Annotated in this window: 19 protein-coding genes and 1 tRNA gene; 9 read left to right on the top strand and 11 right to left on the bottom strand. The window is 66.5% G+C overall.

Features of this window, described 5'->3' with window-relative positions; genetic code table 11:
• Positions 1-10 precede the first annotated feature (10 nt).
• The 3 genes from thiD (at position 11) to HUA75_RS06905 (ending at position 2,623) form a co-directional block, all read left to right on the top strand.
• Complete coding sequence (gene thiD, locus HUA75_RS06915; RefSeq protein ID WP_174485857.1) at positions 11-835, top strand: bifunctional hydroxymethylpyrimidine kinase/phosphomethylpyrimidine kinase; 825 nt, start codon at positions 11-13, stop codon at positions 833-835.
• Between the two features lie 102 nt (positions 836-937).
• Positions 938-1,300, top strand: a complete 363-nt coding sequence (locus tag HUA75_RS06910) for a YciI family protein (RefSeq protein WP_141642367.1) — start codon at positions 938-940, stop codon at positions 1,298-1,300.
• A 51-nt stretch (positions 1,301-1,351) separates the two neighbouring features.
• A complete protein-coding gene (locus HUA75_RS06905) occupies positions 1,352-2,623 on the top strand; it encodes an RNA polymerase sigma factor (RefSeq protein WP_174485856.1) in 1,272 nt (423 codons plus the stop codon).
• 109 nt (positions 2,624-2,732) lie between these two features.
• Here the strand turns inward: HUA75_RS06905 and HUA75_RS06900 are convergent, their stop codons facing one another.
• Both HUA75_RS06900 and HUA75_RS06895 read right to left on the bottom strand, forming a co-directional pair.
• On the bottom strand, positions 2,733-4,067 hold the full coding sequence (locus HUA75_RS06900; RefSeq protein WP_141642369.1) for a ferritin-like domain-containing protein: 1,335 nt from the start codon (positions 4,065-4,067) through the stop codon (positions 2,733-2,735).
• 29 nt (positions 4,068-4,096) lie between these two features.
• Positions 4,097-5,425, bottom strand: coding sequence for a ferritin-like domain-containing protein (locus HUA75_RS06895; RefSeq protein ID WP_174485855.1), 1,329 nt, complete (start codon positions 5,423-5,425; stop codon positions 4,097-4,099).
• Between the two features lie 242 nt (positions 5,426-5,667).
• On the opposite strand from HUA75_RS06895, the gene HUA75_RS06890 reads away from it, so the two are divergent.
• A complete protein-coding gene (locus tag HUA75_RS06890; RefSeq protein WP_174485854.1) occupies positions 5,668-7,677 on the top strand; it encodes a S8 family serine peptidase in 2,010 nt (669 codons plus the stop codon).
• Between the two features lie 37 nt (positions 7,678-7,714).
• Here the strand turns inward: HUA75_RS06890 and HUA75_RS06885 are convergent, their stop codons facing one another.
• The gene (locus HUA75_RS06885) at positions 7,715-8,020 is read right to left on the bottom strand and encodes a hypothetical protein (protein WP_141642372.1); all 306 of its coding nucleotides are present in this window, start codon (positions 8,018-8,020) and stop codon (positions 7,715-7,717) included.
• A gap of 182 nt (positions 8,021-8,202) precedes the next feature.
• Here HUA75_RS06885 and HUA75_RS06880 point away from each other — a divergent pair, with 182 nt between their 5' ends.
• Together HUA75_RS06880 and opgC are read left to right on the top strand one after the other, a co-directional pair.
• Complete coding sequence (locus HUA75_RS06880) at positions 8,203-10,182, top strand: CotH kinase family protein (protein ID WP_174485853.1); 1,980 nt, start codon at positions 8,203-8,205, stop codon at positions 10,180-10,182.
• Between the two features lie 47 nt (positions 10,183-10,229).
• Positions 10,230-11,318 (top strand): OpgC domain-containing protein, encoded by a 1,089-nt coding sequence (gene opgC, locus HUA75_RS06875; protein WP_174485852.1) that lies wholly within the window; start codon positions 10,230-10,232, stop codon positions 11,316-11,318.
• Positions 11,319-11,324: 6 nt separating this feature from the next.
• Here opgC and HUA75_RS06870 read toward each other — a convergent pair whose 3' ends face one another.
• The 3 genes from HUA75_RS06870 to HUA75_RS06860 all read right to left on the bottom strand — a co-directional run bounded on the left by HUA75_RS06870 (position 11,325) and on the right by HUA75_RS06860 (position 13,677).
• Entirely contained in the window at positions 11,325-11,711 is a 387-nt protein-coding gene (locus HUA75_RS06870; RefSeq protein ID WP_141642375.1) for a hypothetical protein, read from the bottom strand.
• A gap of 139 nt (positions 11,712-11,850) precedes the next feature.
• Positions 11,851-12,891 carry a cytochrome-c peroxidase gene (locus HUA75_RS06865; protein ID WP_174485851.1) on the bottom strand — a complete coding sequence of 347 codons (1,041 nt, stop codon included), beginning with the start codon at positions 12,889-12,891 and terminating at the stop codon, positions 11,851-11,853.
• Between the two features lie 114 nt (positions 12,892-13,005).
• The gene (locus HUA75_RS06860; protein WP_174485850.1) at positions 13,006-13,677 is read right to left on the bottom strand and encodes a carbonic anhydrase; all 672 of its coding nucleotides are present in this window, start codon (positions 13,675-13,677) and stop codon (positions 13,006-13,008) included.
• A 208-nt stretch (positions 13,678-13,885) separates the two neighbouring features.
• On the opposite strand from HUA75_RS06860, the gene HUA75_RS06855 reads away from it, so the two are divergent.
• On the top strand, positions 13,886-14,545 hold the full coding sequence (locus HUA75_RS06855; protein WP_174485849.1) for a pentapeptide repeat-containing protein: 660 nt from the start codon (positions 13,886-13,888) through the stop codon (positions 14,543-14,545).
• 36 nt (positions 14,546-14,581) lie between these two features.
• On the opposite strand, the gene HUA75_RS06850 is transcribed toward HUA75_RS06855, so the two are convergent.
• Positions 14,582-15,544, bottom strand: coding sequence for a hypothetical protein (locus tag HUA75_RS06850; protein WP_174485848.1), 963 nt, complete (start codon positions 15,542-15,544; stop codon positions 14,582-14,584).
• A gap of 250 nt (positions 15,545-15,794) precedes the next feature.
• Here HUA75_RS06850 and HUA75_RS06845 point away from each other — a divergent pair, with 250 nt between their 5' ends.
• Complete coding sequence (locus HUA75_RS06845) at positions 15,795-16,244, top strand: hypothetical protein (RefSeq protein WP_141642380.1); 450 nt, start codon at positions 15,795-15,797, stop codon at positions 16,242-16,244.
• 464 nt (positions 16,245-16,708) lie between these two features.
• Here the strand turns inward: HUA75_RS06845 and HUA75_RS06840 are convergent, their stop codons facing one another.
• Positions 16,709-17,089, bottom strand: coding sequence for a hypothetical protein (locus tag HUA75_RS06840; RefSeq protein ID WP_174485847.1), 381 nt, complete (start codon positions 17,087-17,089; stop codon positions 16,709-16,711).
• Between the two features lie 658 nt (positions 17,090-17,747).
• Between HUA75_RS06840 and HUA75_RS06835 the strand changes: the two genes are divergently transcribed.
• Positions 17,748-18,275, top strand: a complete 528-nt coding sequence (locus HUA75_RS06835) for a hypothetical protein (protein WP_174485846.1) — start codon at positions 17,748-17,750, stop codon at positions 18,273-18,275.
• A 17-nt stretch (positions 18,276-18,292) separates the two neighbouring features.
• On the opposite strand, the gene HUA75_RS06830 is transcribed toward HUA75_RS06835, so the two are convergent.
• The 3 genes from HUA75_RS06830 to HUA75_RS06820 all read right to left on the bottom strand — a co-directional run bounded on the left by HUA75_RS06830 (position 18,293) and on the right by HUA75_RS06820 (position 21,741).
• A complete protein-coding gene (locus HUA75_RS06830) occupies positions 18,293-18,859 on the bottom strand; it encodes a hypothetical protein (protein ID WP_174485845.1) in 567 nt (188 codons plus the stop codon).
• Between the two features lie 701 nt (positions 18,860-19,560).
• Positions 19,561-19,646 (bottom strand) — tRNA-Leu (locus tag HUA75_RS06825).
• Between the two features lie 160 nt (positions 19,647-19,806).
• Positions 19,807-21,741 (bottom strand): amidohydrolase, encoded by a 1,935-nt coding sequence (locus HUA75_RS06820; protein ID WP_254627374.1) that lies wholly within the window; start codon positions 21,739-21,741, stop codon positions 19,807-19,809.
• Positions 21,742-21,765 lie beyond the last annotated feature (24 nt).

Raw genomic sequence — 21,765 nt, 5'->3', positions numbered from 1 at the left:
GTGCCGCAGCATGCGGCCCATGGAGACTCCCAAGCCCGTGCCGACGGCTCTCACCATCGCCGGCTCCGACAGCGGTGGTGGCGCCGGCATCCAGGCGGACCTGAACACCTTCTCATTCCACCGTGTCCACGGCACCACCGCGCTCACGGCCATCACCGCGCAGAACACCCGGGGCGTCACCCGCGTGGACGTCCTGCCCGCCGCCGCCGTGGCCGCGCAGATGGACGCCGTCGTCGACGACCTGGGCGTGGGCGCGGTGAAGACGGGCATGCTCGTCAACGCCGAAATCATCTCCGTCGTCGCCTGGCGACTGAAGGCCCTGAAGCCCGGCCCGCTCGTGGTGGACCCCGTCATGGTGTCCCGCGCCGGAGCGCGCCTCATCGACGACTCGGCCGTCGGCGCCTTGAAGGAGCACCTGCTTCCCCTCGCCGACGTCGTCACCCCCAATCGCCATGAGGCGGAGCTGCTCGCGGGGATGGCGCTGAACACGCTGGACGACATGAAGGAGGCCGCGCGGCGAATCCACGGGCTCGGGCCGCGCGCGGTGCTCATCAAGGGCGGAGGCATGTCCGGGGAGCTGCGCGGCCTGGACGTCTGGTTCGACGGCGAGCGGATGGAGACGCTGTTCCTGCGCGCGGTGAAGACGCACAACACCCACGGCACCGGCTGCACGCTGTCCGCCGCCATCGCCGCCTGGCTCGCGCTGGGGCAGGACGCCCGTGAGGCCACCCGGCGCGCGAAGGCCCACGTCACCGCCGCCCTGGAGCACCCCCTCGCCCTGGGGCGGGGCCATGGCCCCTTCAGTCACTTCTCCCCTTTGGGGACACCCTCCTGACGCGGTCCGGAAATCCTCCGGAAATAGGCTGTCGATTCGCCTCCCTCCCGTTCGATTCCTGGGCGGGAGCGTCTGCTCCCCCAACACCGTGAGGACCGACCCATGAAGTACCTGCTGATGATTTACGAGAACGAGAAGGCCTGGGAGTCGAAGTCCAAGGAGGAGTCCGAGCAATTCCTGGGTGAGTACTTCGCCTACACGGACTCGGTCCAGAAGAGCGGCAACCTCATCGCGGGCGAGGCGCTGCAACCGACACAGACAGCGACGACGGTGCGCGTGCGCGACGGCAAGCGGCTGACGACGGACGGGCCTTTCGCGGAGACGCGGGAGCAGCTCGGAGGCTTCTATCTGGTGGAGGCCAAGGACCTCGACGAGGCCATCGCCCTCGCCTCGCGCATTCCCAGTGCGCGGCTGGGCTGCATCGAGATCCGCCCGGTGTGGGAACTCTCCGAGTCCGCGGGCTGAGGCCCGCTGCTCGGGCCCCGGGCGGTGCCTCGGGGCCTGGGTGGAGTCTTCATGACGGACCTGCCGTCGCTGCTCGAACAGACCTGGCGCGCCGACTATGGCCGCATCGTGGCCACGGTCATCCGGGTCATGGGCGGAGACTTCGGCTCGGCCGAGGAGGTGGTGCAGGAGGCCTTCGAGGCGGCGCTCCTCCAGTGGCCGCGCGAGGGTGTGCCGAAGGAGCCTCGGGCGTGGCTCCTGCGCGCGGCGAAGAACAAGGCGGTGGACCGGGTGCGCAGGGGGGCCCGGCTCGGCGCGCGCGTGGACGCGCTGGAGGTCATCGCGCGACTGGAGCAGGAGCTCGCCTCGCCGCTGGATGGGAGGGACTGGCAGGACCATCCAGATGACTCGCTCCGGCTGCTGTTCACCTGCTGCCACCCCGCGCTGGCGGAGGACATCCAGGTGGCCCTGGCGCTGCGCACGCTGTGCGGCCTGACAACGGAGGAAGTGGCCCGCGCGTTCCTGGTGCCCGCGGCGACGATGGCGCAGCGACTGGTGCGGGCGCAGCGCAAGATTCGCGATGCGCGCATCCCCTACGTCATTCCGGAGGCGGATGCGCTGGCCGAGCGCACCCGAGGCGTGTTGCACGCCATCTACCTGCTCTTCTCGGAGGGACATGCCGCGACGGAGGGCACGGAGCTATTGCGCACGGACCTGTGCGCGGAGGCACTGCGGCTGGCGAGGCTGGCGCGCTCGCTGCTTCCGCTCCATCCCGAGGTGGCCTCGCTGCTGGCGTTGATGCTGCTTCATCACTCGCGTCGCCGCGCGCGCGTGGCCGAGGATGGAGGGCTGGTGCTGTTGGACCGGCAGGACCGGAGTTTGTGGGAGGCCGAGGAGATTGGAGAGGGGTTGAAGCAGCTCGATGCGGCGATGGCGTTGGGCGCGCACGGGCCCTACACCGTCCAGGCGGCCATCGCGGCGCTCCATGCTCGGGCGAAGCGTCCGGAAGAGACCGACTGGGAGCAGATCGCCGCCCTCTATGGACGGCTCACCGAACTGACCCCCGGCCCGGTGGTGGAGCTCAATCGCGCGGCGGCGGTGGCGATGGCGCGCGGTCCGGAGCAAGGGCTCGCGCTGGTCGATGACCTGGAGTCCTCTGGCAGGCTCACCGCGTACCACCTGCTGCCGGCGGCCCGCGCGGAACTGCTGCGCCGACTGGGCCGCTGGCGGGAAGCCGAGGCTGCCTACCGACGGGCGCTCGCGCTGGTGCGCACCGAGCCCGAGCGGCGCTTCCTGGAGGAGCGCTTGCGAGAGGTGCTCGCGAGCCCCCCGTCATCCGCCTGACGTGAAGCGGGCCTTTGCGAGAGCGTCGGGGTTCGCCCGCGCGAGCCCCTCGCACGACAAGGGCCCGCGCGGAGCCCCTTGTCGGCCTGTCGTCATCGAGCGTCGTGCCTCAGTTCCAGAGCTCGCGCGCGAGCGTGTCCACCAGCGCCACGGCGACCTCCGGCGAGGGCAGGCCGAGCTCGCGAATGAGCGCGGCATCGCTCGGCTCGGCCACCTGCGCGCGCAGGGCCTCCACGGCGCGCACCTGAGCCTCGCGCACGGCCGTCCGCTCGCTTTCGGGGAGACGCGTGCTCGCCCAGCGGTCAATGGCCCACGACAGGTCGGCGTGCCGCGTCTCATCCTCGGCGATGCGCGCCATGGCCTCGCGCACCTCGGCGTCCTCCGCATGCAGGGCCTGGTGGTAGGCCACGAGGGCGCCGTACGTCTCGCGCACGCACCCCTCCACCGCATTGTCGAGCACCACCTCCGCGAGCGGCCTCGGAGGAAGCGCTGCCACCACGGCGGGGCTCGGCGTCGCGCCGTGCTTCCGGGCAAGCCGTCCGCAGACCTCCGCGTGCGCCACCTCCTCCATCGCGCTGCGCAGCGCCGCGTCCTGGAGTTCGACGCCCGCGCCGTGCAACGCCAGCTCCTCGCGCAGCCGCAGGAACGCCTGGATGGAGGCCGCCTCCATGTGGGCGATGATGGCGAAGTGGTGTCCCAGGGCATCCGAGCAGTCGACCACGCCATTGGAGCGAAGCCCCGCGGGCCTGCGTCCGTCGCAGTTGCTGGGGCCTGTCTCCAGACGCTCGCTGCGCGTCTCGCGCACCTCGCCCTCGGGCGAAACCAACAGCACATGCTGCGTCAACCGCCCGCCTCCCCCGCAGCCGGTACCCGTGGTGGCAACCACGTTGAAGGTCCCGTCGGCGTTCGCCTTCACGGCCCCGTGCTCCAGCTTGGAGCAACTCACATGATAGGAACGGTCGTTCTCAGCGAAGACGCGCAGCACCGCTTCCTGCGGCGTGTCGATGGTGCCCAGGAAGGTCAGGAGCGCCTCCACCGAGTTGTGCGCTGTCACCACGTCCCCCTGCGTGGTCGCGAGATAGTGCGCCGCGCATTCCGGGAAGAGCTCGCCACAGCTCGTGCGGAAACCCGTCGTGGAAGTCAGGGCCTCGAGCCTGGAGCGACAGGTCGGTTGATCCGTGGCCGTCGCGCAGCGAACGCCCGAGGACGAGAGGACGGACTCGGTGAAGGGCGGCTCCATCCTGACCCCGCGGACACGGCGCAGCTCGACGAAGTCCGTCGGCACCACGGGTGAAAGGCCTCTGAACACGAGATTGGTTCTAATGCAATCGGGTGGTGAATACCCATCAAGGTCCAGGCCGCCGCAGCCCGCCAGCACCAGGGGCGAGGCCAGCGAGGCACGCAGCGCCCGCGTGAAGATTTCGCGCAATCGATTCGAATTCATGGAGCATTATTCCTGTCGCAAAGAAGGTCTCAGTTCCAGAGCTCGCGAGTGAGCGTGTCCACCAGGGCCACGGCGACCTCGGGCGCGGGCAGGCCGAGTTCACGGATGAGCGCGGAGTCCGTCGGTTCGGCCACCTCCGCGCGCAGGGCCTCGATGGCGCGCAGCCGAGCCTCACGCACGGCTGTCCGCTCGCTTTCGGGGAGACGCGTGCTCGCCCAGCGGTCAATGGCCCACGACAGGTCGGCGTGCCGCGTCTCATCCTCGGCGATGCGCGCCATGGCCTCGCGCACCTCGGAGTCCTCCGCGTGCAGGGCCTGGTGGTGGGCGACCAGCGCGCCGTACGTCTCGCGCACGCAGCCCTCCACCGCGTTGTCGAGCATCACCTCCGCGAGCGGCCTGGGCGGAAGCGACGCCACCTGGGGCCGCTCCGGCGTCGCACCGTACTTCCGGGCCAGACGTCCGCAGACCTCCGTGTGCATCACCTCGTCCATCGCGCTGCGAAGCGCCGCGTCCTGGAGCGAGAGGTCCGCGCCGTGCAGCGCCAGCTCCGCGCGCAGCCGCAGGAACGCCTGGATGGAGGCCGCCTCCAGGTGCGCGATGAGGGCCAGGTGCCGGCCCACGGCATCCGCGCACTCGACGAAGCCTTCCGATTGGAGTCCCGCGGGCCGACGTCCCACGCTGCAGCCCTTGTCGCCGCGCTTCAGGACGTCGCGTTCCTTCTCGACCACCTCGCCCGAAGCCGACACCCCCAGGACGAACTGCGTCTCCTGGGTCCCCTCTCCGCAGGCGAAGCCCTGGGTCGCGACGACGTTGAAGCTGCCATCGCCGTTCGCCTTCACCGCCCCCCGCTCCAGCGTGGTGCAGCTCAAGGTGTAACCGTCAGCGAAGACACGCAGCAGGGCTTCCTGGGGCGTGTCGATGGCGCCCAGGAAGCCGATGAGTGCCTCCAACGAAGTCTTGGCCGCCACCGTGTCGCCTTCCGTGGTCGCCAGGTAGTACGACTCGCAGAACAAGTTGCAGACGGAGCGAAAGCCCTCCTGAGGGGCCAGGGCGGCGAGCTCCGCCTGACACGTCGCGGGCTGGGACGCCGTCGCGCAAGCCGTGCCCGAAGACGACAGCACCGTATGGAGGCGCGGGTTGCTGCTCCCGTCCCCGGTGTCCTGGCTCCGGCGGAGCTGCACCAGGTCCGGCTGGGTCGCCGGGGACAGGCCGCTCATCGAGAGCTTCCAATCGTCCTCACACACGGGAGGCGAGTAGCCCTTCAGGTCCAGGCCGCCGCAACCGGCCAGCAACAGAGGGGAAGCCAACGAGGCTCGCAGGGCCTTCGCGAAGAGCTGGCGCAGTTGATTCGAGTCCATGAAGGCTCCCATCGAGTGAGCCTCTTTCAACAGCAATGATGGTGCCAGCGAGCTGTCACTCGGCGCGCAATCCGGAACGCTGACAGGCACACCCTGATTTCCCCCAGCCTGCTCAGAAACCTGAGGCGGGGATTGATCAACCCGAAGTCCTTCGGCGTCCAAGCGGGCTCACCATGACGCCACCTCGCTCCGGGCCCCCCTGTGCCCGGAAGAGGGGTCGGCCCACTCTCAGGCCCACACCCATGAAGTTCCGTTCCACCACACCCCTGTCTCTTGTCCTGTCAGCGTTTGTCCTCGGCGGCTGCACGAACCCGACCGACCTCTCGCCCCAGGCCGCCACATCCCAGCGCACCGGGACACGGCGCGTCCCTCACCACTACATCGTCGTGCTCAAGCCACCCGCGACCCAAGCCATGCTCCTGCCCCAGAAGGCGCGCGAGCACGTACTGAGCGTCGCCAGTACCCACGCGGCGAAGGTGAGCCGCACGTATGCCCATGCGCTCCAGGGCTTCGCGGCCGAGCTCGATGAAGCGAGCGTGGCGGCACTGCGCGCGGATGCACGCGTCGCGCTCGTCGAACAGGACGCCTGGGTGCGCCTGTACGCGGAGCCGAGGACGGACTCCTGGGGCCTGGACCGCGTGGACCAGGAAGACCTTCCACTCGATGGTCTCTACCAGCCCACGCACGGCGGCGCGGGCGTCCACGCCTATGTCATCGACACGGGCATCCGCTCGACGCACACGCAGTTCCTGGGGCGCCTGGGAGCGGGCTTCGACGGAGTGGACCCCGACGGTGGCGCGGAGGACTGCGACGGCCATGGCACCCATGTCGCGGGAACGCTCGGCGGTTCGACGTGGGGCGTGGCCAGGGCGGTGACGCTGCATCCCGTGCGCGTCCTGGACTGCGGCGGAGAGGGCACCGTCTCTGGAATCATCGAGGGCATCGACTGGGTCACCGCCCACCATGAGTCTCCCGCCGTCGCCAACCTCAGTCTGGGAATGGAGCCCTCGGAGGCGCTGGACCTCGCGGTCCGCAATGCCGTGGCCGCGGGCATCACCACGGTGGTGGCGGCGGGCAATCGCAGCGGCGACGCATGCGGTGGATCACCGGCCCGTACGCCGGAAGCCCTCACCGTGGGTGCCACCAACCTCGCGGACAGGAAGGCGTGGTTCTCCAACTACGGCGCCTGCATCGACCTGTTCGCGCCGGGTGACGAAATCATCTCCGCGGGCATCGCCGACGACAGCGCGACCGAGGTGCTCTCCGGTACGTCGATGGCCACACCGCACGTCGCGGGCGCCGCCGCGCTCTATCTGGAGGCTCACCCCACCGCCACGCCGACGCAGGTGATGGAGGCACTCGCGGGCGCCGCAATCCCTGGACGGGTGAAGGAGGCCGGGCCGCGCTCACCCAACCTGCTGCTCCAGGCCCGCTTCGCGCCCTCCCCTGGCGATGACCACCGCCCCTGGGCGCACCTGCTGACCCCGCTGCCGGGAACCACGGTCCGAGACACGCCGCGCGTGCATGTGCTGGCCTGGGATGACGTCGCCATCCGCCGCGTGGACCTCTGGGTCAACGGAGTGCTCCTCGCCAGCGACGACACCCGCCCCTTCGACTTCGCCTGGGACACGCGACAGGAACTCAATGGCCCCACCACCCTGGAGGTCCGCGCCTACGACACGGCGCTCAAGGCCCACCGGACCGCGCCCGTGACGGTGACGGTGCGCAACCCTGGCATCGCCGACTACGACTCGACGCTCCTCGCCCCCCGATGCACCGCGCTCACGGCCTCGTGCGACACCGGGCAGCTCGTCCGGGGAATGGGAGGCGTCGGCCCGGAACCCCATGCGCCCAACACGCTCGGCGGCAGCTGCCCGGATGGAGAAGAGGGCACCTATCTCGTCACCGCGACGCTGGAGGGACTGCGCATCACCAGCCAGGATGGCGGCCCCCTCACCGCGGGCAGGCAGGTGACGCTCACGGCGACTGTCTTTGGCTTCGTGCCGTTCCTGGAGGAGGTGAATCTCTTTCACGCCCCCGACGCACGCACCCCTCAATGGACACACGTCGCGAGGCTCCAGGTCGAGGTCCCCGGTGAACATGAGCTGTCCACCACCTTCACCCTGCCCGACGGAGGACTCCAGGCGATTCGGGGCGTGCTCGGAACCAATCCCTCCCACGCCAGTTGCGAGCCCGGGATGTGGTTGGACCACGACGACCTCGCCTTCTCCGTGGCGCGCCGGGGCCGCTGAAGCACGCTTGTGAAGTCTCGTCGTAGGGCCCGGGACGTCAGTGCGGTCGAGGCGTCCCCGGGCCCGCATCGAGCATGCGCACCACCACGATGCGACACGCTCCGCACACCACGCCCGCGCGCTCCCAGTGGACCTGGTCTTCCAGCTCGCGGGCGTCCTCGGGCCCTTCCTCCAGCCGTTGGACCAGCTCCGCGAGGGCGTCCCGCTCCCCGTCTCCGGGCTCGTCACCGGAGTCGAGCAGGTCCTGCTCACCCTCCAGCACCAGGTTGAAGCGGTAGTACACCTCGCGGGGGCTCAGCGCGCGCCCACACGTCGCACAGTGCCGGGGTCTCGGCTCCGTCATCGCAAGTCCCACCCTCGCTCGAGTGAGCAGCAGCCATGGCAATCCGCCATCCCCAGCGTGGCACACTGCCACGCCCTCCCGACACCACTCCGTGAATTCAGGGAGATAGTTTGAGGCACGAGTATTGCTGAGTGGCCGCGTGGTGCTTGTCGCCCCTGGCCCCCCACCACCGTGCCCCGAACATGAATGAGTCGTTTTCTCCCGAAGTCCCGGGGCGCCGCGCCCTGGCGCGCCCGCGCAGCCTCACTCCACCCGGGAGACGGACGCTCTCTGGGGCGCTCGCCCTGCTCATGCTGTCGCTCGGTGCCTGTCGGGACACGCCTCGTGAGGACGAGCCCGGTGAGCAGGTGGAGGAGGCGCCCCATCCGGTCGGCCTCACCATCGACGCCATGGACAACGAGCAGCACGTCCTGCGCGGCGGCTTCCGGGTCGATGCGGGCGTCGTCCGGGTGGAGGTCTACGAGGGTTCGATGCTCCTCGGTGAGGCGGTGCTGGAGGGAGAGGGTCGGTGGAGCATTCCCTGGCAGCCGAGTCACGCGAGCGAGGCCCTGGAGGTCATCGCCTATCACGACACCGGGACGGAGAACCGTACCCGGCTCGACTTCCAGCGCTTGAGCTTCACGTCGCCGGAGAGCCTGTATGCATCCGAGGCGCTCCTCACGCTGCCCACGTCACCTGACACGACGACGCGCTACACCCTGGATGGTTCGACTCCGGGGCCCTCCTCTCCCGTCTACACGGCCCCCCTGGCGCTGATGAACCGGAGCGGGCAGCCCGCGCCGCTCAGCCTCATCCGGACCAACCCCGAGGTTTCGCCCGAGGATTGGCGCTGGAAGCCACCCACCCTGCCCGTGACGCTCGGCACGGTGGTGCGAGTGCAGCGGTTCGCGGGTGAGACGCCGGTGGAGACGGGGCAGGCGCGCACGTATCTCATCGGCCAGCGGCCCTACACGCTGCCCGTCCTGTCACTGGTGACGGACGCGGAGAACTTCTTCGACGCCGTCCGCGGAATCTATGTCCCGGGCCGCGTCTACGAGGAGACGCCTGGTGGGTTCGAGGGGTGGGGCACCGGCAATTACATGCAGGATGGCAAGGATTGGGAGCGCCCGGTCCACGTCGAGTGGTTCGAAGAAGCGGGCACGCCTGTGATTGCCCAGAACGCGGGGGTGCGCATCCACGGCTCGGGGAGCGCGGCGCTGCCGCAGAAGAGCCTGCGGCTGTATGCCAAGGAAGACTATGGCCCCGAGCTGTTCCACGCCGACATCTTCCCGGGCCATCCGCTGCGCGACTTCAAGCGCCTGATGGTCCGCACCTCGGGACAGGACCAGCAATACACCAAGCTCAAGGACTGCGTCTTCCAGGGCCTGCTGCGCGACACGACGCTGGCCCTCCAGGCCTGTCGGCCCACGGTGGTGTTCCTCAATGGCGAGTACTGGGGGCTGCATGAGCTGCGCGAGCGCTATGACGAGTATTACCTGGCGAGCCACCACGGGCTGAACCGGAAGGACATCGTCATCCTGGAGAACGCCGGCGACCTCGACACGGGGGAGCCGGAGGACAGCCTCCCGTACACGGAGCTGCTGACGTACGTGCGGGAGCACGACCTCTCCGTCCCCGAGCACTATGCACACGTCGTGGAGCGCATGGATGTGGAGGACTTCATCGACTACCACGTCGCGCAGCTCTACTTCGGCAACGAGGACTGGCCGGACAACAACGTCAAGTTCTGGCGCAATCGCGCGGGGAACGGCGCGACGGGAGCCGGGGACGGTCGCTGGCGCTGGCTGCTGTACGACCTGGACGCCTCGTTCTTCGCGGGGCCGGAGTTCAACTCGCTGGGACGGCTCCTGCATGACGAGCGCCTCGGCGAGCCCTTCGTGGTGCTGCTGCGGAGCCTGCTGAAGTCGCCCGACTTCAAGGGGCTGTTCATCGCCCGCTTCCGCTGGCACCTGGAGAACACCTTCGCGCCGGAGCGAGTCGTCGCGTTTCTCGACGCGGCGGCGGCGCGGCTCGAGCCCGAGCTGCCCGAGCACATCGGGCGGTGGCGGTACCCGACCTCGATGGAGCGCTGGCGTGAGGACGTCCAGTTCATGCGAGACACCGCGCTGCGGCGACCGGCCGCGCTGCGCGGGTTCCTGGAGCAGGAGCTGGGCGCGCCGTAACGGGCCGAGGGCGCCCGCCCTTCCGCGCCCGGACGCTCGACGTCTCCATGCCACGCCGACCCGAGCTGGATGCCTTGCGGGGACTGCTTCTCGTCTTGATGACGCTGACGCACCTGCCCACGCGGCTGAACGCGTACAGCAGCCAGCCGTTCGGCTTCGTGTCGGCGGCCGAGGGGTTCGTGTTCCTGTCGGCGTTCCTCGTGGGGGGCTCGCACGCGAAGAGCTGGGACACACCCGTGCGCCTGTGGGCGAGCCTGCGAAGTCGGGCGCTGAAGGTCTACGCGCACCATGTCGGGCTGTTGCTCTTCGCCTTCACCGTCATCGGCACGATGGGGTGGCTGGCGAACCGGCCCGCCATCCGCAACCTGCTCGACTTCTACCACCAGGAGCCGCTCACAGCGCTGCTGAGCAGCCTCGTCCTGCTGTACTGCCCGCCGCTGCTCGACATCCTGCCGCTGTATGTCGTGCTGCTGTTCCTGACGCCGTTCGTGCTGCTCGCGGCGCGCGAGGCGGGCTGGGCGAAGGTGCTGTGCCTGAGTGGACTCGTGTGGCTCTGGGCGCAGCTCGGATTGAAGCGCGCGCTGTACACGTGGCTGGGAGACCTCACGTGGCTGCCCGTCAAGATTGACCAGTCCGGGGCGTTCGACTTGTTCGCCTGGCAGTTTCTCTGGGTGCTGGGCGTGTGGACGGGGAGCCAGCGGGCCAGGACGAAGGCGCCTCAGGGACGCGCATCCTCGGTGCTGCTGGGGGGCGCGTGGGTGGTGGGCCTGATGTTCCTGCTGGCGCGGTACGAGGTGGAGCCCTTCGTGTTGCTCACGCGCCTGCCCGTGCTCCTGGACAAGTGGACGCTGGCGCCGCTGCGACTGGTGAACTTCCTGGCGCTGGCGGTGCTCGCGGACCGGGGCTCACCGCGCGTCTATCACTGGCTGAAGCCGCGGGTGCTGGTGCTGCTGGGGAGCGCGTCGCTTCCCGTTTTCAGTGTCCACCTGGTGCTGTGCCTGTTGAGCCTGGCGCTCATCAACGAGAACGAGGCGCCGCTCGACAGCCTGGAGGAGATGGCCGTGCTGGTGGTGACGTTCGCCAGCATGCTCCTCGTGGCCGTACGTCACCGGCGACGCACGGCGCTCACGGGGTGATGGCGGTCAGGGCGACGGCTCGGCGCACGCGTAGACCGTGATGACGACCTCCGCGTTGATGCTCACCGCGAGGGCGAGTGCCGCCACGGGGAGCTGGTAGCGCACCTGATGCGGCGTGGCGCCGGCTTGGATGCCGATATCCAGCGTCCGCTCCGAACACCGGTCCCACTCCTCCCGCGCATCCTTGGGAAGGCGGGTGATGAGGGTCGCCAGACGCATCACCGCCTCCTCGGGCGACTCGGGTTGCTCGTCGAGCTCCAGGCACGCGAACCCGTCCTCGGCGTGAACCGGGGCGACCGAGTCGCCTAGCGCGCTCAGCAACCTGGACAGGCCGAACTGACTCTTGAGGTCCAAGTCGACATTCAGGAACGTGGTCTCTGCGTGCCGCGACATGGGTTCTCCTGACAAGGTCACTCGCCGGGAATGGACTGACAAGGGCCAAGGCAGCCCGAGCATTCGACGGGAGCACCGTCCTGACGAGCCGTCATGTCACGTCGCCTGACAACGTGCCTCGAAATCGGAGGGCGAAGCTTCAGGGTGTCACCCTCTCCCCAGAGAGGGCGCGCTCACTCCTGGGCTTCGGGATCACCTCGGTGTGCGTGAGTTCGGAGAACGAGGTGCTGGTGAGCGCCTCGACAAAAGCCACCAGGTCGGCCCGCTCTTGAGGGGTGAACGGGGGCCGGCGGGCGCCTCGGCCGACGCGAGAATCCAGCTCGCGCTCCACGGCCTCGCTCAGCGAGGGAACACCGCCGTCGTGCATGTAGGGCGCCGTGAGGGCGGCATTGCGCAGGCTGGGCGTCCGGAAGCGCCCCATGTCCTCCGGGCGAAGTGTCACGACGAAGCGCCCCAGCGCGGCCACGTCCTCTCGTGTGGCCACGGCGGAGAAGCGCTCGGTCTCGGACATTCGGGTCACTTCGCGAGCCACCGTGGGCAGCCGCGACTTGAGGTCCTCGCGCGGCTCGCCCGCGTGGAAGCGCCCATCCGTGAAGGTGGCCGCCTGGGGGCCCACGGTGTGGCAGCGACCGCACTCGGCGCGACCCAGGAACAGCTTGAGGCCCCGGCGCTGGGACTCGTCGAGCGCGGCGGAATCCTTGCCGAAGTGGAAGCGCTCAAACGGAGAAGGGCCGGACTTGAGCGTGCGCACATAGGCCGCGATGGACCGGGTGATGGTCCCGGTGGAGACCTCCTCGTTGGGAAAAGCCAGGGCGTGGGCCGCGGCATGGCGCTGACGGACACGAGCCACCAGGTTCTCGGGAGAACTCAGCGCGTGCTCTTGAGGATGCAGGAGCGGGTCGAGGATGAGCGCTTCCAGGGAGGTCCTCCTCCCATCCCAGAACAACGTCCGAGCATCCGCCACATCGAGCAGGCTGGGAGCATTTCGCGTGCCCACGCGGTGATGCGCGCCGAGAGAGCGAGCATCCCTGTCGGAGAAGACGCGCTCCGGCAGATGGCAAGACATGCAGGCGACCCGGCCATCGGCGCTCAAGGAGGTATCGAAGAACAGCGCGCGGCCGAGCACCTCCCGCTGCCGCTCGGACGCCGACGCCGTCATTGCCAGACAAAGGCCGGACATCACGGCCCAGCTCAAGAGTTGGCGCAACGAAAGCCCCCTGCCTCTCCAACGTCAATCCAGCCGTGTCGAACAACCATCAGGCCCGGGAATTAGCACCCGGGAGTACGGGCCCGCTCAGAACACCTGACGGAGCCCGAAGCGACCACGGGCGCGCGCGGAGTCGCCGTCCACGGCGACCACGGGGGCGTACTGCCCAAGTTCCGGGTCATAGGCATGCACCGAGCCGGACTCGAGCTGGTACACCCAGGCATAGAGGTTGAGCTGGCGGCGTGCGAGCCCTTCGGCGACGACGGGCAGCGAGCGCAGGTGCTCGACCTGGACGAGGACGTTCTCCATCACAGCCGCGGTCTGCAAGGAGGGGCCGGTCAGGTGGCTGTAGCTCTCCTGGAGGATGCGGCGGGTGGGCTCAGCGTGGCGGAGCCAGTCGCGCATCTCCGGGAGGCGGGCCAACTGCTCGAGGTGGAGAAGGCCCTGCATGGCGCCGCAGCGGGTGTGGCCGCAGACGATGATGTGGCGCACTTCCAGGGCCGCCACGGCGTACTCGATGGTGGCCGCCTCGCCGTTGTTGGGGGTGCCGTGGGGCGGGACGAGGTTGCCCGCGTTGCGGATGATGAAGAGCTCGCCCGGCCCCGCGCCGGTCAGCTCGTTGGGGAGGACTCGCGAGTCCGAGCAGGTGATGAAGAGCACCTCGGGGCTCTGCGCCTCGGCGAGCCGGGAGTACAGCTCCTGCTTGGAGCGAAAGACCTCCGTCTGGAAGTGGTGAAGGCCGGGGATGAGTTTCTCCATGGAGCGGAGACTTCCCCATGAGCGGGGGCGCCGACAACCCTGATGTCGAGGAGAATGTCGTCCGCAGTGCGACATCCAGGAGGGCTCGCGTTGCGCACACTCGGGCCGTGCGATGCAACTTCGAACTCCTGATTCTCGCCAGAAGCGGTGAGGCATCGCCCCATTCATCGTCGCCGTTGAGTCAGCGGGAACAGGCGATAGTGGGACTGTGAGCGAGACCGACGGAGCCGGGGCCGAGGGAACGCAGCGCCTGCTGCGAGAGACGTACTTCGAGAACGAGACCTTCACGAACCTCGATCTCCAGAACGCCGAACTGGCCGACAAGGAGTTCTATCGCTGCACCTTCGAGAACTGTCAGCTCCAGGAGAGCTGGTGGAAGGACAGCATCCTCGAAGCGTGCGTCGTCCGGGGATGCAACGTCACGCGCGCGCAATTCGGCCGGATCGCGCTCAGGGAGGTCCGGTTCGAGGGCTCCAAGCTGATCGGCATCGACTGGAGCAACATCGCCTCGAACCCGGAGTTCTCGTTCGTGGATTCGGGCCTGTCCTACTGCTCATTCGTCGGTCTCAGCATGAGGAAGATGGAGTTCCTGCGGTGTGTGGCCCGCGAGGTGAACTTCTACGACCTGGACCTGACCGACTCGGACTTCAAGGGGACGGACCTCTCCGGAAGCAACTTCCGGGGCTGCACGCTGACACGGACGGACTTCTCGGAGACCCAGGGAGCGTTCCTGGACCCGGCGCACAACCGGCTGAAGGACACCCGTGTGCCGCTGGACTCCGTGGTCAATCTGGCCAAGACACTCGGCATGCGCGTGGCGGGGTATCACGACGAGGTGTCCACGAAAGCGAAGAAGAAGGCTCGGTAGCGACAGGGCCGAGCCTTCTCGGACGGCAGGGATTTGTCAGAAGGGGGGCGTGTCGCAAGAGATCCAGTTGCAGTTCGACCTGAACGCCCAGGTCAGGTGATATCCATCACCGTCCGCGTCCAAGACATCCCACCGATGGTTTCGGATGTAGTACTCCTGCACGCCGCAGGCTTGGCCACCCGGGCAGGCCCAATAGCTGGCGGAATGCCACCAGTACGACGCCATCTCCCCCGCGAAAACGGCCCAGGCCCCTCTCGCGACATTGTCGTAGGAGAGCTGCAACCTCAAACTCCCCCGATAGGGAGCGGCCTGGATGAAGGCCGTCTTCGCGTTACGAGAGGCCGCACCATTGCCGGTTCTATTGGGCAGACAGTCGAAAAACTCTCCCCACTTGTAGCAGGCAGAATCTCGCCAAAGTGGCCCCTGGTCACTCGTCCATGACTGGGTGACAGAGTCTCCCGTTTGCGCACCAGGATCCGGGGCAAATCCCTCGGAGAAGTCCAGGCTCGGGACGGCCGCATCCCACGCAGGCAGATGGAAGTCCTCGGGCGCCTCCCGGCGCGATTCGGCCCGGACCAATGCGTCCGGCGGCGTGGCGCCTCCCGTGAGCCGGCGATAGAGCGCGACGGCGGAGCGGTCGGTCCCCTCCTGGTCGCGCAGGAAACGCCCATCCTCGACGGGCCCGCGCTCCACGACGAGGAGGCCACCGGGCTGCACATCGTAGAATTCAACGAAGTGCGCGGGTGCCATCTCGACACGGGCAACCAGGTGGTTGAGTTCATCGAGCTTCGGCCGCAGCTTCTGCGTGGCGTCCAATGCGGCCGCCGGGTCGGATTCGTAGAGTTGGTCGATGCGCTGGAGTGACAGTTGCGCCTCAGCCAGTGATGGAGGGGCGAGGTTGATCGGCGTTTGACCATCATCCTGAGAATCACTGCACCCTGTTGACGCCAGTGCGGCCGCCAGCAGGAACCCCCGTCGAAATAGGCCATTGCGCTTCATTGCGTATCCTCCAATCACGTCATTGGGCACGCCCAACTGCTCATTCACATACTCCGACGGCCCGCGAACAAACATCCCTAAGCCTAGGGATGGACCTGTTCGCGTGGCGACCCGCGAAATCGCGTCGGCATCGAGGGCACGGAGCCTCATCTGAGCGATTCTGGACACTCGCCACTCATGCAACCAGGACTCTCATGCAAGTCAGTTAATATACGACTGCCTTTCCACCCTGAACACACAGGAGCGCCTCATGTCAGTTCCGACTATCGTGAAGCACTTTCTACGTGGTGCGGTGATAGTTTCGGCAGGGGTCTTGCTTGGTGCCTGTGGCGAGCCCCTTGCGTCCGAGGAAGAGGGAATCGACACGGGAGACACCGTCACCGCCCTCGACATCCCTCCTCCAACGGCAACCATGGGATGCGGAAGAAACCCGCAGACCTATGCGGTCTCCTGCACCGGCAGCGCCAGTAACGGTGTAGCGCCGTATACCTACCAGTGGTCGATCATTGATGACTTCGGGAATGGGCCGTATGGCGACGACTGGTGGAACAACTCGACCACCTATAGTGACTACTGCCAGTGGGGGCTCTACACATACGGGACATACTACGACAAGTACATCCGGTTCCGCGTCCTCGACGCCAACACCTACGTGTCGAACGTGGTTCAGGTCAGGTACCGCTGCTGGAGTCCAAACTAACAGCACGCCGCATATGACTGAGCATGCTTGACGTCTCGCAGAAGCATGCTCAGTGAGCTACACCGGCGCCAGTCAAGGCCTGTCGAGTCATGAGAAGGGCCTGCTGAAGGCGCTTCAGGAACTGCTCAGGACCGGGGCGGGTTGGGCTTCAGCAGGCCGGCCCTATCCAGCAACTCTCGCCCCCTGTGTCAGGGAAGTTGTCGCCTCGGCTGACGTGCCGAGCTGACCACCCAATGGGGGCGAGTGCAGGCGGTTGAAGTGCCGTACACAGACGCATTCAAGGCGCAGATGGTGAAGCGGATGATGGGCCCGAGCGCGGTGACTGCCTCGACACTGGCCCGGCAGGTGGGAGTGTCCCAACCGGCGTTTAGACCACACAACACCAGAGTACAGTCGCCGCTCACTGGTTGGCCTCGGCACGCAAATGCTTGCGAGTCCTCCTGTGCTCTCCAAGGCGGCACGAGTTACAATTTGGGTACATAGGACGAGCCATGATTAACAAAAACCTCGGTGCACCCCCCATTTTCATCCCATTTAAAACCAACAAAGCTGGAGTCGCTGATCGACTTAATCACCTCCAGCATGTACTGATTCGTCGTCTGGCAAGTAACATACGTCCCAGCTGCGGCCCGTGCTGCGCAGCTGCCAGAAATACCGCTGGCATTTGCGATGACTTGGCAGACAATGTACTGAACGAAATCTGCCGAGTTTCGAGTGGATCCCATGCCCGCATGCGCAGTGCGATTCTGGGTGTCGATATAAACAAACCGATCGTGCTTTTCGCCCGCCACAGCCAATCCGCTTGACAGCACAACACCCAACGCAATGATGCGCATCAAATCCATATGTCCTCCAGTTTTACTGCCTGCCCTCTAGGTGTCTACCCAGGCAGAGCTTCGCTCTGACAAGGACGACTCCGCACCCTTGACTTGCATTGAATCCTGCCTTGCCTTTGGAGTCTGTCAAACAATCAATCTCCATCCTCCAAATCTGACCTATGTGAAGGGTGAGGAATTTCGGGATACACACTCCCCCTGAACCACTCCCAGAATCCGCACGCATTTACGTGGGGTCAGCGCACTTCGCTGCTGACGCGACCCAAGCCGAAGGGCCCACGTAGCCATGAACAACGCACTGACGAAGATTGCCACCGCTCAGGCCGCCACTGGAGGCCGCTACCCCCGCGCCGGGCGCTACCTGTTCGAAGTCGCGGTCATCCGCATGAAGGAAGGCTTCAAGGGCGACTCGGCCATCGGTGAGCGTCACGGGAGTTGTCGCGCGCGAGGGCTCAGCAGAGGCGACTTCTTCTCCGACACAGGGGACAGAGCCCCCATCGTCCTCCAGGACAATAGGTCTATCACCCAGCAAACACGCACTGAGCCAACAAAATCCAGCAGAACTTCCCGCTCTTGTCTTTAACGAAAACCGCTGCATCCTGAACATGCCTGCCCCACTCGGACCCCGCTCCCCAAGAGGAACAGACGACCGAACCAGGAGGCAACAATGCAACACGCCAAGCCACCACAAAGGGACTGGTACCACCTCGGGATTGCGGTAGCGCTACTCTCCTCGGGAGTCGCAGCAGCAGAAACAGTGACGCTGGAATGCGCAGGTACAAGCGCCCTTCATTACGAGCCTGGTCTCACAAATACACCACAGCAGGTATCTTTCACATCGAACACCACCTATGGCCCGTGCCTGGGGATTCCGCTGGGAATTGCATCAGGAACTTCACAAGGATTTGGTTCAAGCATCAATAGCTGCACCTTCGCCTCCACATCATTCACACACACCATCACCTGGAATGACAGCACCACCAGCGTCATCGCAGGGAGCAGCATTGCCTCAGCCGGGCCTGCGGGAGAGAAGATAATTGTCGCGAATGGCGTCGTGGTAAGCGGCAGGTTTCAAGGGGCCCAGGTCGTGAGAACCTTGACGTTGTTGAACACCGACCTGCTTGGATGCTTCACGCCCGAAGGTGTTTCGGACGTTGCGGGACCTGTGACGCTCACAGTCGTCAAACTGCTCTAACGACGCGCCTCGGGCCACTACTCGAAAGCCGTGAAGGAGAAGGTCGATTGGAAGTCGACGTTCGCGCCCTTGCTCGTGAAGGAGGGGGCCGCCGAGCCGCGCAGTACCACATTGAACTTGCCTGAGAGAAAGCGCGTGTAGTCCTCCGCCGCCATTGCCTCCGAGTCAAAGTCGACGATGAACGGCACTGGGCCACTTCCCGTGGGGTTCTCCAGATGGCCCGCGAAGTACGTGTTGTTGGACTCCTCCGTGAGGAAGAGGATGTCCACGCGGCCGGTGAAGACCTCGTCGAGCGACGCCACGCCCACGCTAGCTGCGCCCAGGGTGAGCGTGAGGCTGGCGAGCTCAACGCGTGATGGCTGCCGGCCATTCAACTTCTCGCGCGCTGTATCGACGAAGACCTTGAAGGGATTGCCCGACTCCGTCGAGATGCCCTTCTGGGAAGTAACGGTGGCATTGACCGTGTCGGACGACTTGGCCTTGAGGTTGATGCCGACCGGCGCTGAGTATGAAACCGCATCGCCGCCGCAGCCCATGAGCGCCTGGGCGGTGAGCAGAACGAGCAGGAAAATTCGGTGAGTCATGGGAGCCTTTCCGGGAGAAATAGGTACGCTCGACTCGGCTCATCCTGTGAGCGCTGCACTTTGCGAATAGAGACCCCTTCGGGAGTCCGCTGGCCACATCGCCAGTGGCCCGGAAACGCAAGAGTCCACGCGCTCGGCCCACTGAGGCAACAGGCCCCCGCTGTGAGGAGCGGAGAGGCCACACTCCCGGTGACGGAAAGTTCGAGCCCCTCCCGGAAAGAGCCCCCGGCGTCCCCCTGTGACAGGGAGTGCACCAGCACACCGACGAGCGAGGCGGGGGTCTTCAGAAGGCCCGCGACTTCGCTCGCTTCATTGAGCAGACAGAGGGCACGCCGCACAAGCCATACCTCTCAGAATTCGCCGGCGACCTGTATTGAATGCGAGCAATGTCAACCCAGCAAGTGTCCGCGCATGATGAGATGGCGTCGCCTTTCAACATGCGGCACCGCGTCACTCCACAAGCCACTACATCGGCGTGAACTGCGATGCATTGATGATTTTGAGCGAGATGCCTTTCCCTGCGGCATCCACATCGAATCGAACAAGGCTGCTATCCGTGATTGTTCGAACCGCCTCAATCATTCTCGGATCTATTGAAGCACACGAGGCAAACTGGCCAGTACGACTCCTTGCTCCACACCGCACCACGTAGAAGCCGGGGTGACTTCAGTCACGCAATATATAAAGACTGAGCAAAGAAGTGCACGAGCCGGGAATCGAACCCGGACGGCCCTTTCGGGCCAGCGGATTTTAAGTCCGCTGCGTCTGCCAGTTCCGCCACTCGTGCGCCAGGAGTTCCGGCACCTTACCTCGCCCCACCCCGCTTTGCATCCCGGTGCAGGCGCCCTGAACCCCTTGCTACCCAAATTCCCCAACAAGGTGAAGCAGATCATTCCCAGTGCAGCCACTCCTCCCGGCAAACCGGGAGGAGCACCACGGAAGCAGGGTCAGTTCCCGCCCACCGTCGCCCTGCCATTCAGGTACGTCTGAATCACCGGAATCCGGCTGATCTGCGTGGGGTCCCCGCCCCGGGCCTTGTCGTAGTCCAGTGGATTGGCCCCCAGCACGACGAAGTCCGCCACCTTGCCCGGCTCGATGCTGCCCACCCACTGGTCGATCTCATGCTGCCGGGCCGGCTCCACGGTCACCGCGCGCAGCGCCTCTTCGACCGTCACCACATGCTCGGGCCCGAGCACGAAGGTCTCCGTGAAGTCAGGATAGGCCCACGTGCGCCGAGTGACGGCCTGCTCCACGAACCAGAGCGGGCGAGCCGGCGTCACCATCGAGTCACTGTGGAGCGAGAACGGGATTCCATACCGGCGATCAAACGCCATCGGGTCGAGGTTGCGCGCCCCCTCCTCGCCCAGCATGTCCTTGAAGGCTGCCCCCCAATACGCCACATGCCCGATGAGGTGCGTCACCCGGACGTCCAGGCTCGGCACCGTCTTCCCGTCGGCAGCCACGTAGGCGCCCTTGCGCATGTCGCCGATGTTCTTGGAGAGCTGCTCCTGTCCCACCGTGTTGTGGATGAGCAGCACCCGATGCGGGCTCACCTGCTGCTGCTGGAGCTGCGCGAACGCATCAATGGCCCACTGATTGGCCAGGTTGCCATTCGCATGCAGTTGGAACCGCCAGGACTTCGTCGCCCAGAGCGGGCTCAAGACATCGACGATGGCCTGCACGTTCGCGAAGTCGGCCTCCCCCTCCTTCGCGTCCGAGCAGTGGCCCCCATCCGCCAGGTACACATAGGGAGGCCCCAGCAGCGCCGTGCAGCCCTGCGTCGAGCCATCCACCCAGAGCTTGATGCCCCCAGCGCCCAGCCACTTCGGCAGCTTGCACTGTGAGTCCCTGCTCGGGTCGCAAGAAGGCCCCGTCGCCTGGATGTTCCCCTGCGTCGCCGCATCGTGAGTCACCAGGGCCGTGACACGCAGCGGGAAGTCCTTCTGCTCCGCGAGGAACTTCACGGCCTGGACCTGTGACGCGCTCGCCAGTCCTCCATCCGCGATGGTCGTCAGCCCGGCCCGGCGCAGGTCCTGAATCCCCCGCGCGATGTCCTGCTCGTACTCCTCGACGAGCTGGCGCGGATTCGAGTGCGCCAGCCCCAGCGGCAGGCCCTTCTCCATCGCCGCCATGAAGGGCGCGAAGGCCGCGGACTCCTGGAGCAGCCCCGTGTAGTTCCCATTGTCGTCCTCCACCCACCGTCCACCGTTGGCCGTGACGGACTCGGGGGGCTTGCACTTCCGTGCCCCCTTGCAGACGACCTCGAAGGCCTTCTCGTTCACGTACGCCAGGTGCCCCGACTGGTCCAGGATGAGGACCGGACGGTCCTTGCTCACACACGCATCGAGGTAGAGCTTCGGCTGTTTCATGAAGGGCACTTCGCCGCTCACGCCACACTTGCCCCGAACGAACTGTTGCCGCGACGGGTCCAGGTTCATGCCCAGGACGAACTCCTTGCCCGCGTTCGCGTCGGCGGGCTTCACCTGCATCGACTGGAGCGCGCTCAGCAGATCCGCATGCGTGGAGCAGTCCTTGGGCGTGTCCAGCCTGTACGGCGGAGGCAGGCAGGGCGCCAGATTGTGGGTCCCCAGGAGGTTCTGGGCCAGCGTCGGCAACAGGTGCATGTGCGGATCGATGAACCCCGGCATCAGCACCTGCTCCGGCTGCAGGCGGACCCACCCCACTCCGGAGCCGAGCCCGTCCGTCACCTCCTCCTCCGTCCCCACCTTCAAGATGCGTCCGAGCCCATCCACGGAGACGGCCTCGGCGACCGTCCCCTGCGCATCCAGGGTGACAATCTTCCCGACGAAGACGGTGGTGCCAGCACCGCCAGTGCCGCCGCCTCCCTTCGTCGCGCAGGAAGCCAGGAGGGCGAGCGCCATGGCGGACACCACGGCACGTGCAAG

This window comes from Myxococcus sp. CA040A, assembly GCF_013336725.1.
Taxonomy (GTDB): domain Bacteria; phylum Myxococcota; class Myxococcia; order Myxococcales; family Myxococcaceae; genus Myxococcus; species Myxococcus llanfairpwllgwyngyllgogerychwyrndrobwllllantysiliogogogochensis.
The sequence above is the reverse complement of the archived record's forward strand: the minus strand, read 5'-3'. Positions and strand labels throughout refer to the sequence as shown.

Excerpts from the sequence above, each read along its gene's own strand:
- thiD (WP_174485857.1), top strand. The coding sequence starts at position 11 with ATGCGGCCCATGGAGACTCCCAAGCCCGTGCCGACGGCTCTCACCATC.
- HUA75_RS06910 (WP_141642367.1), top strand. The coding sequence starts at position 938 with ATGAAGTACCTGCTGATGATTTACGAGAACGAGAAGGCCTGGGAGTCG.
- HUA75_RS06905 (WP_174485856.1), top strand. The coding sequence starts at position 1,352 with ATGACGGACCTGCCGTCGCTGCTCGAACAGACCTGGCGCGCCGACTAT.
- HUA75_RS06900 (WP_141642369.1), bottom strand. The coding sequence starts at position 4,067 with ATGAATTCGAATCGATTGCGCGAAATCTTCACGCGGGCGCTGCGTGCC.
- HUA75_RS06895 (WP_174485855.1), bottom strand. The coding sequence starts at position 5,425 with ATGGACTCGAATCAACTGCGCCAGCTCTTCGCGAAGGCCCTGCGAGCC.
- HUA75_RS06890 (WP_174485854.1), top strand. The coding sequence starts at position 5,668 with ATGAAGTTCCGTTCCACCACACCCCTGTCTCTTGTCCTGTCAGCGTTT.
- HUA75_RS06885 (WP_141642372.1), bottom strand. The coding sequence starts at position 8,020 with ATGACGGAGCCGAGACCCCGGCACTGTGCGACGTGTGGGCGCGCGCTG.
- HUA75_RS06880 (WP_174485853.1), top strand. The coding sequence starts at position 8,203 with ATGAATGAGTCGTTTTCTCCCGAAGTCCCGGGGCGCCGCGCCCTGGCG.
- opgC (WP_174485852.1), top strand. The coding sequence starts at position 10,230 with ATGCCACGCCGACCCGAGCTGGATGCCTTGCGGGGACTGCTTCTCGTC.
- HUA75_RS06870 (WP_141642375.1), bottom strand. The coding sequence starts at position 11,711 with ATGTCGCGGCACGCAGAGACCACGTTCCTGAATGTCGACTTGGACCTC.
- HUA75_RS06865 (WP_174485851.1), bottom strand. The coding sequence starts at position 12,891 with ATGTCCGGCCTTTGTCTGGCAATGACGGCGTCGGCGTCCGAGCGGCAG.
- HUA75_RS06860 (WP_174485850.1), bottom strand. The coding sequence starts at position 13,677 with ATGGAGAAACTCATCCCCGGCCTTCACCACTTCCAGACGGAGGTCTTT.
- HUA75_RS06850 (WP_174485848.1), bottom strand. The coding sequence starts at position 15,544 with ATGAAGCGCAATGGCCTATTTCGACGGGGGTTCCTGCTGGCGGCCGCA.
- HUA75_RS06845 (WP_141642380.1), top strand. The coding sequence starts at position 15,795 with ATGTCAGTTCCGACTATCGTGAAGCACTTTCTACGTGGTGCGGTGATA.
- HUA75_RS06840 (WP_174485847.1), bottom strand. The coding sequence starts at position 17,089 with ATGGATTTGATGCGCATCATTGCGTTGGGTGTTGTGCTGTCAAGCGGA.
- HUA75_RS06835 (WP_174485846.1), top strand. The coding sequence starts at position 17,748 with ATGCAACACGCCAAGCCACCACAAAGGGACTGGTACCACCTCGGGATT.
- HUA75_RS06830 (WP_174485845.1), bottom strand. The coding sequence starts at position 18,859 with ATGACTCACCGAATTTTCCTGCTCGTTCTGCTCACCGCCCAGGCGCTC.
- HUA75_RS06820 (WP_254627374.1), bottom strand. The coding sequence starts at position 21,741 with ATGGCGCTCGCCCTCCTGGCTTCCTGCGCGACGAAGGGAGGCGGCGGC.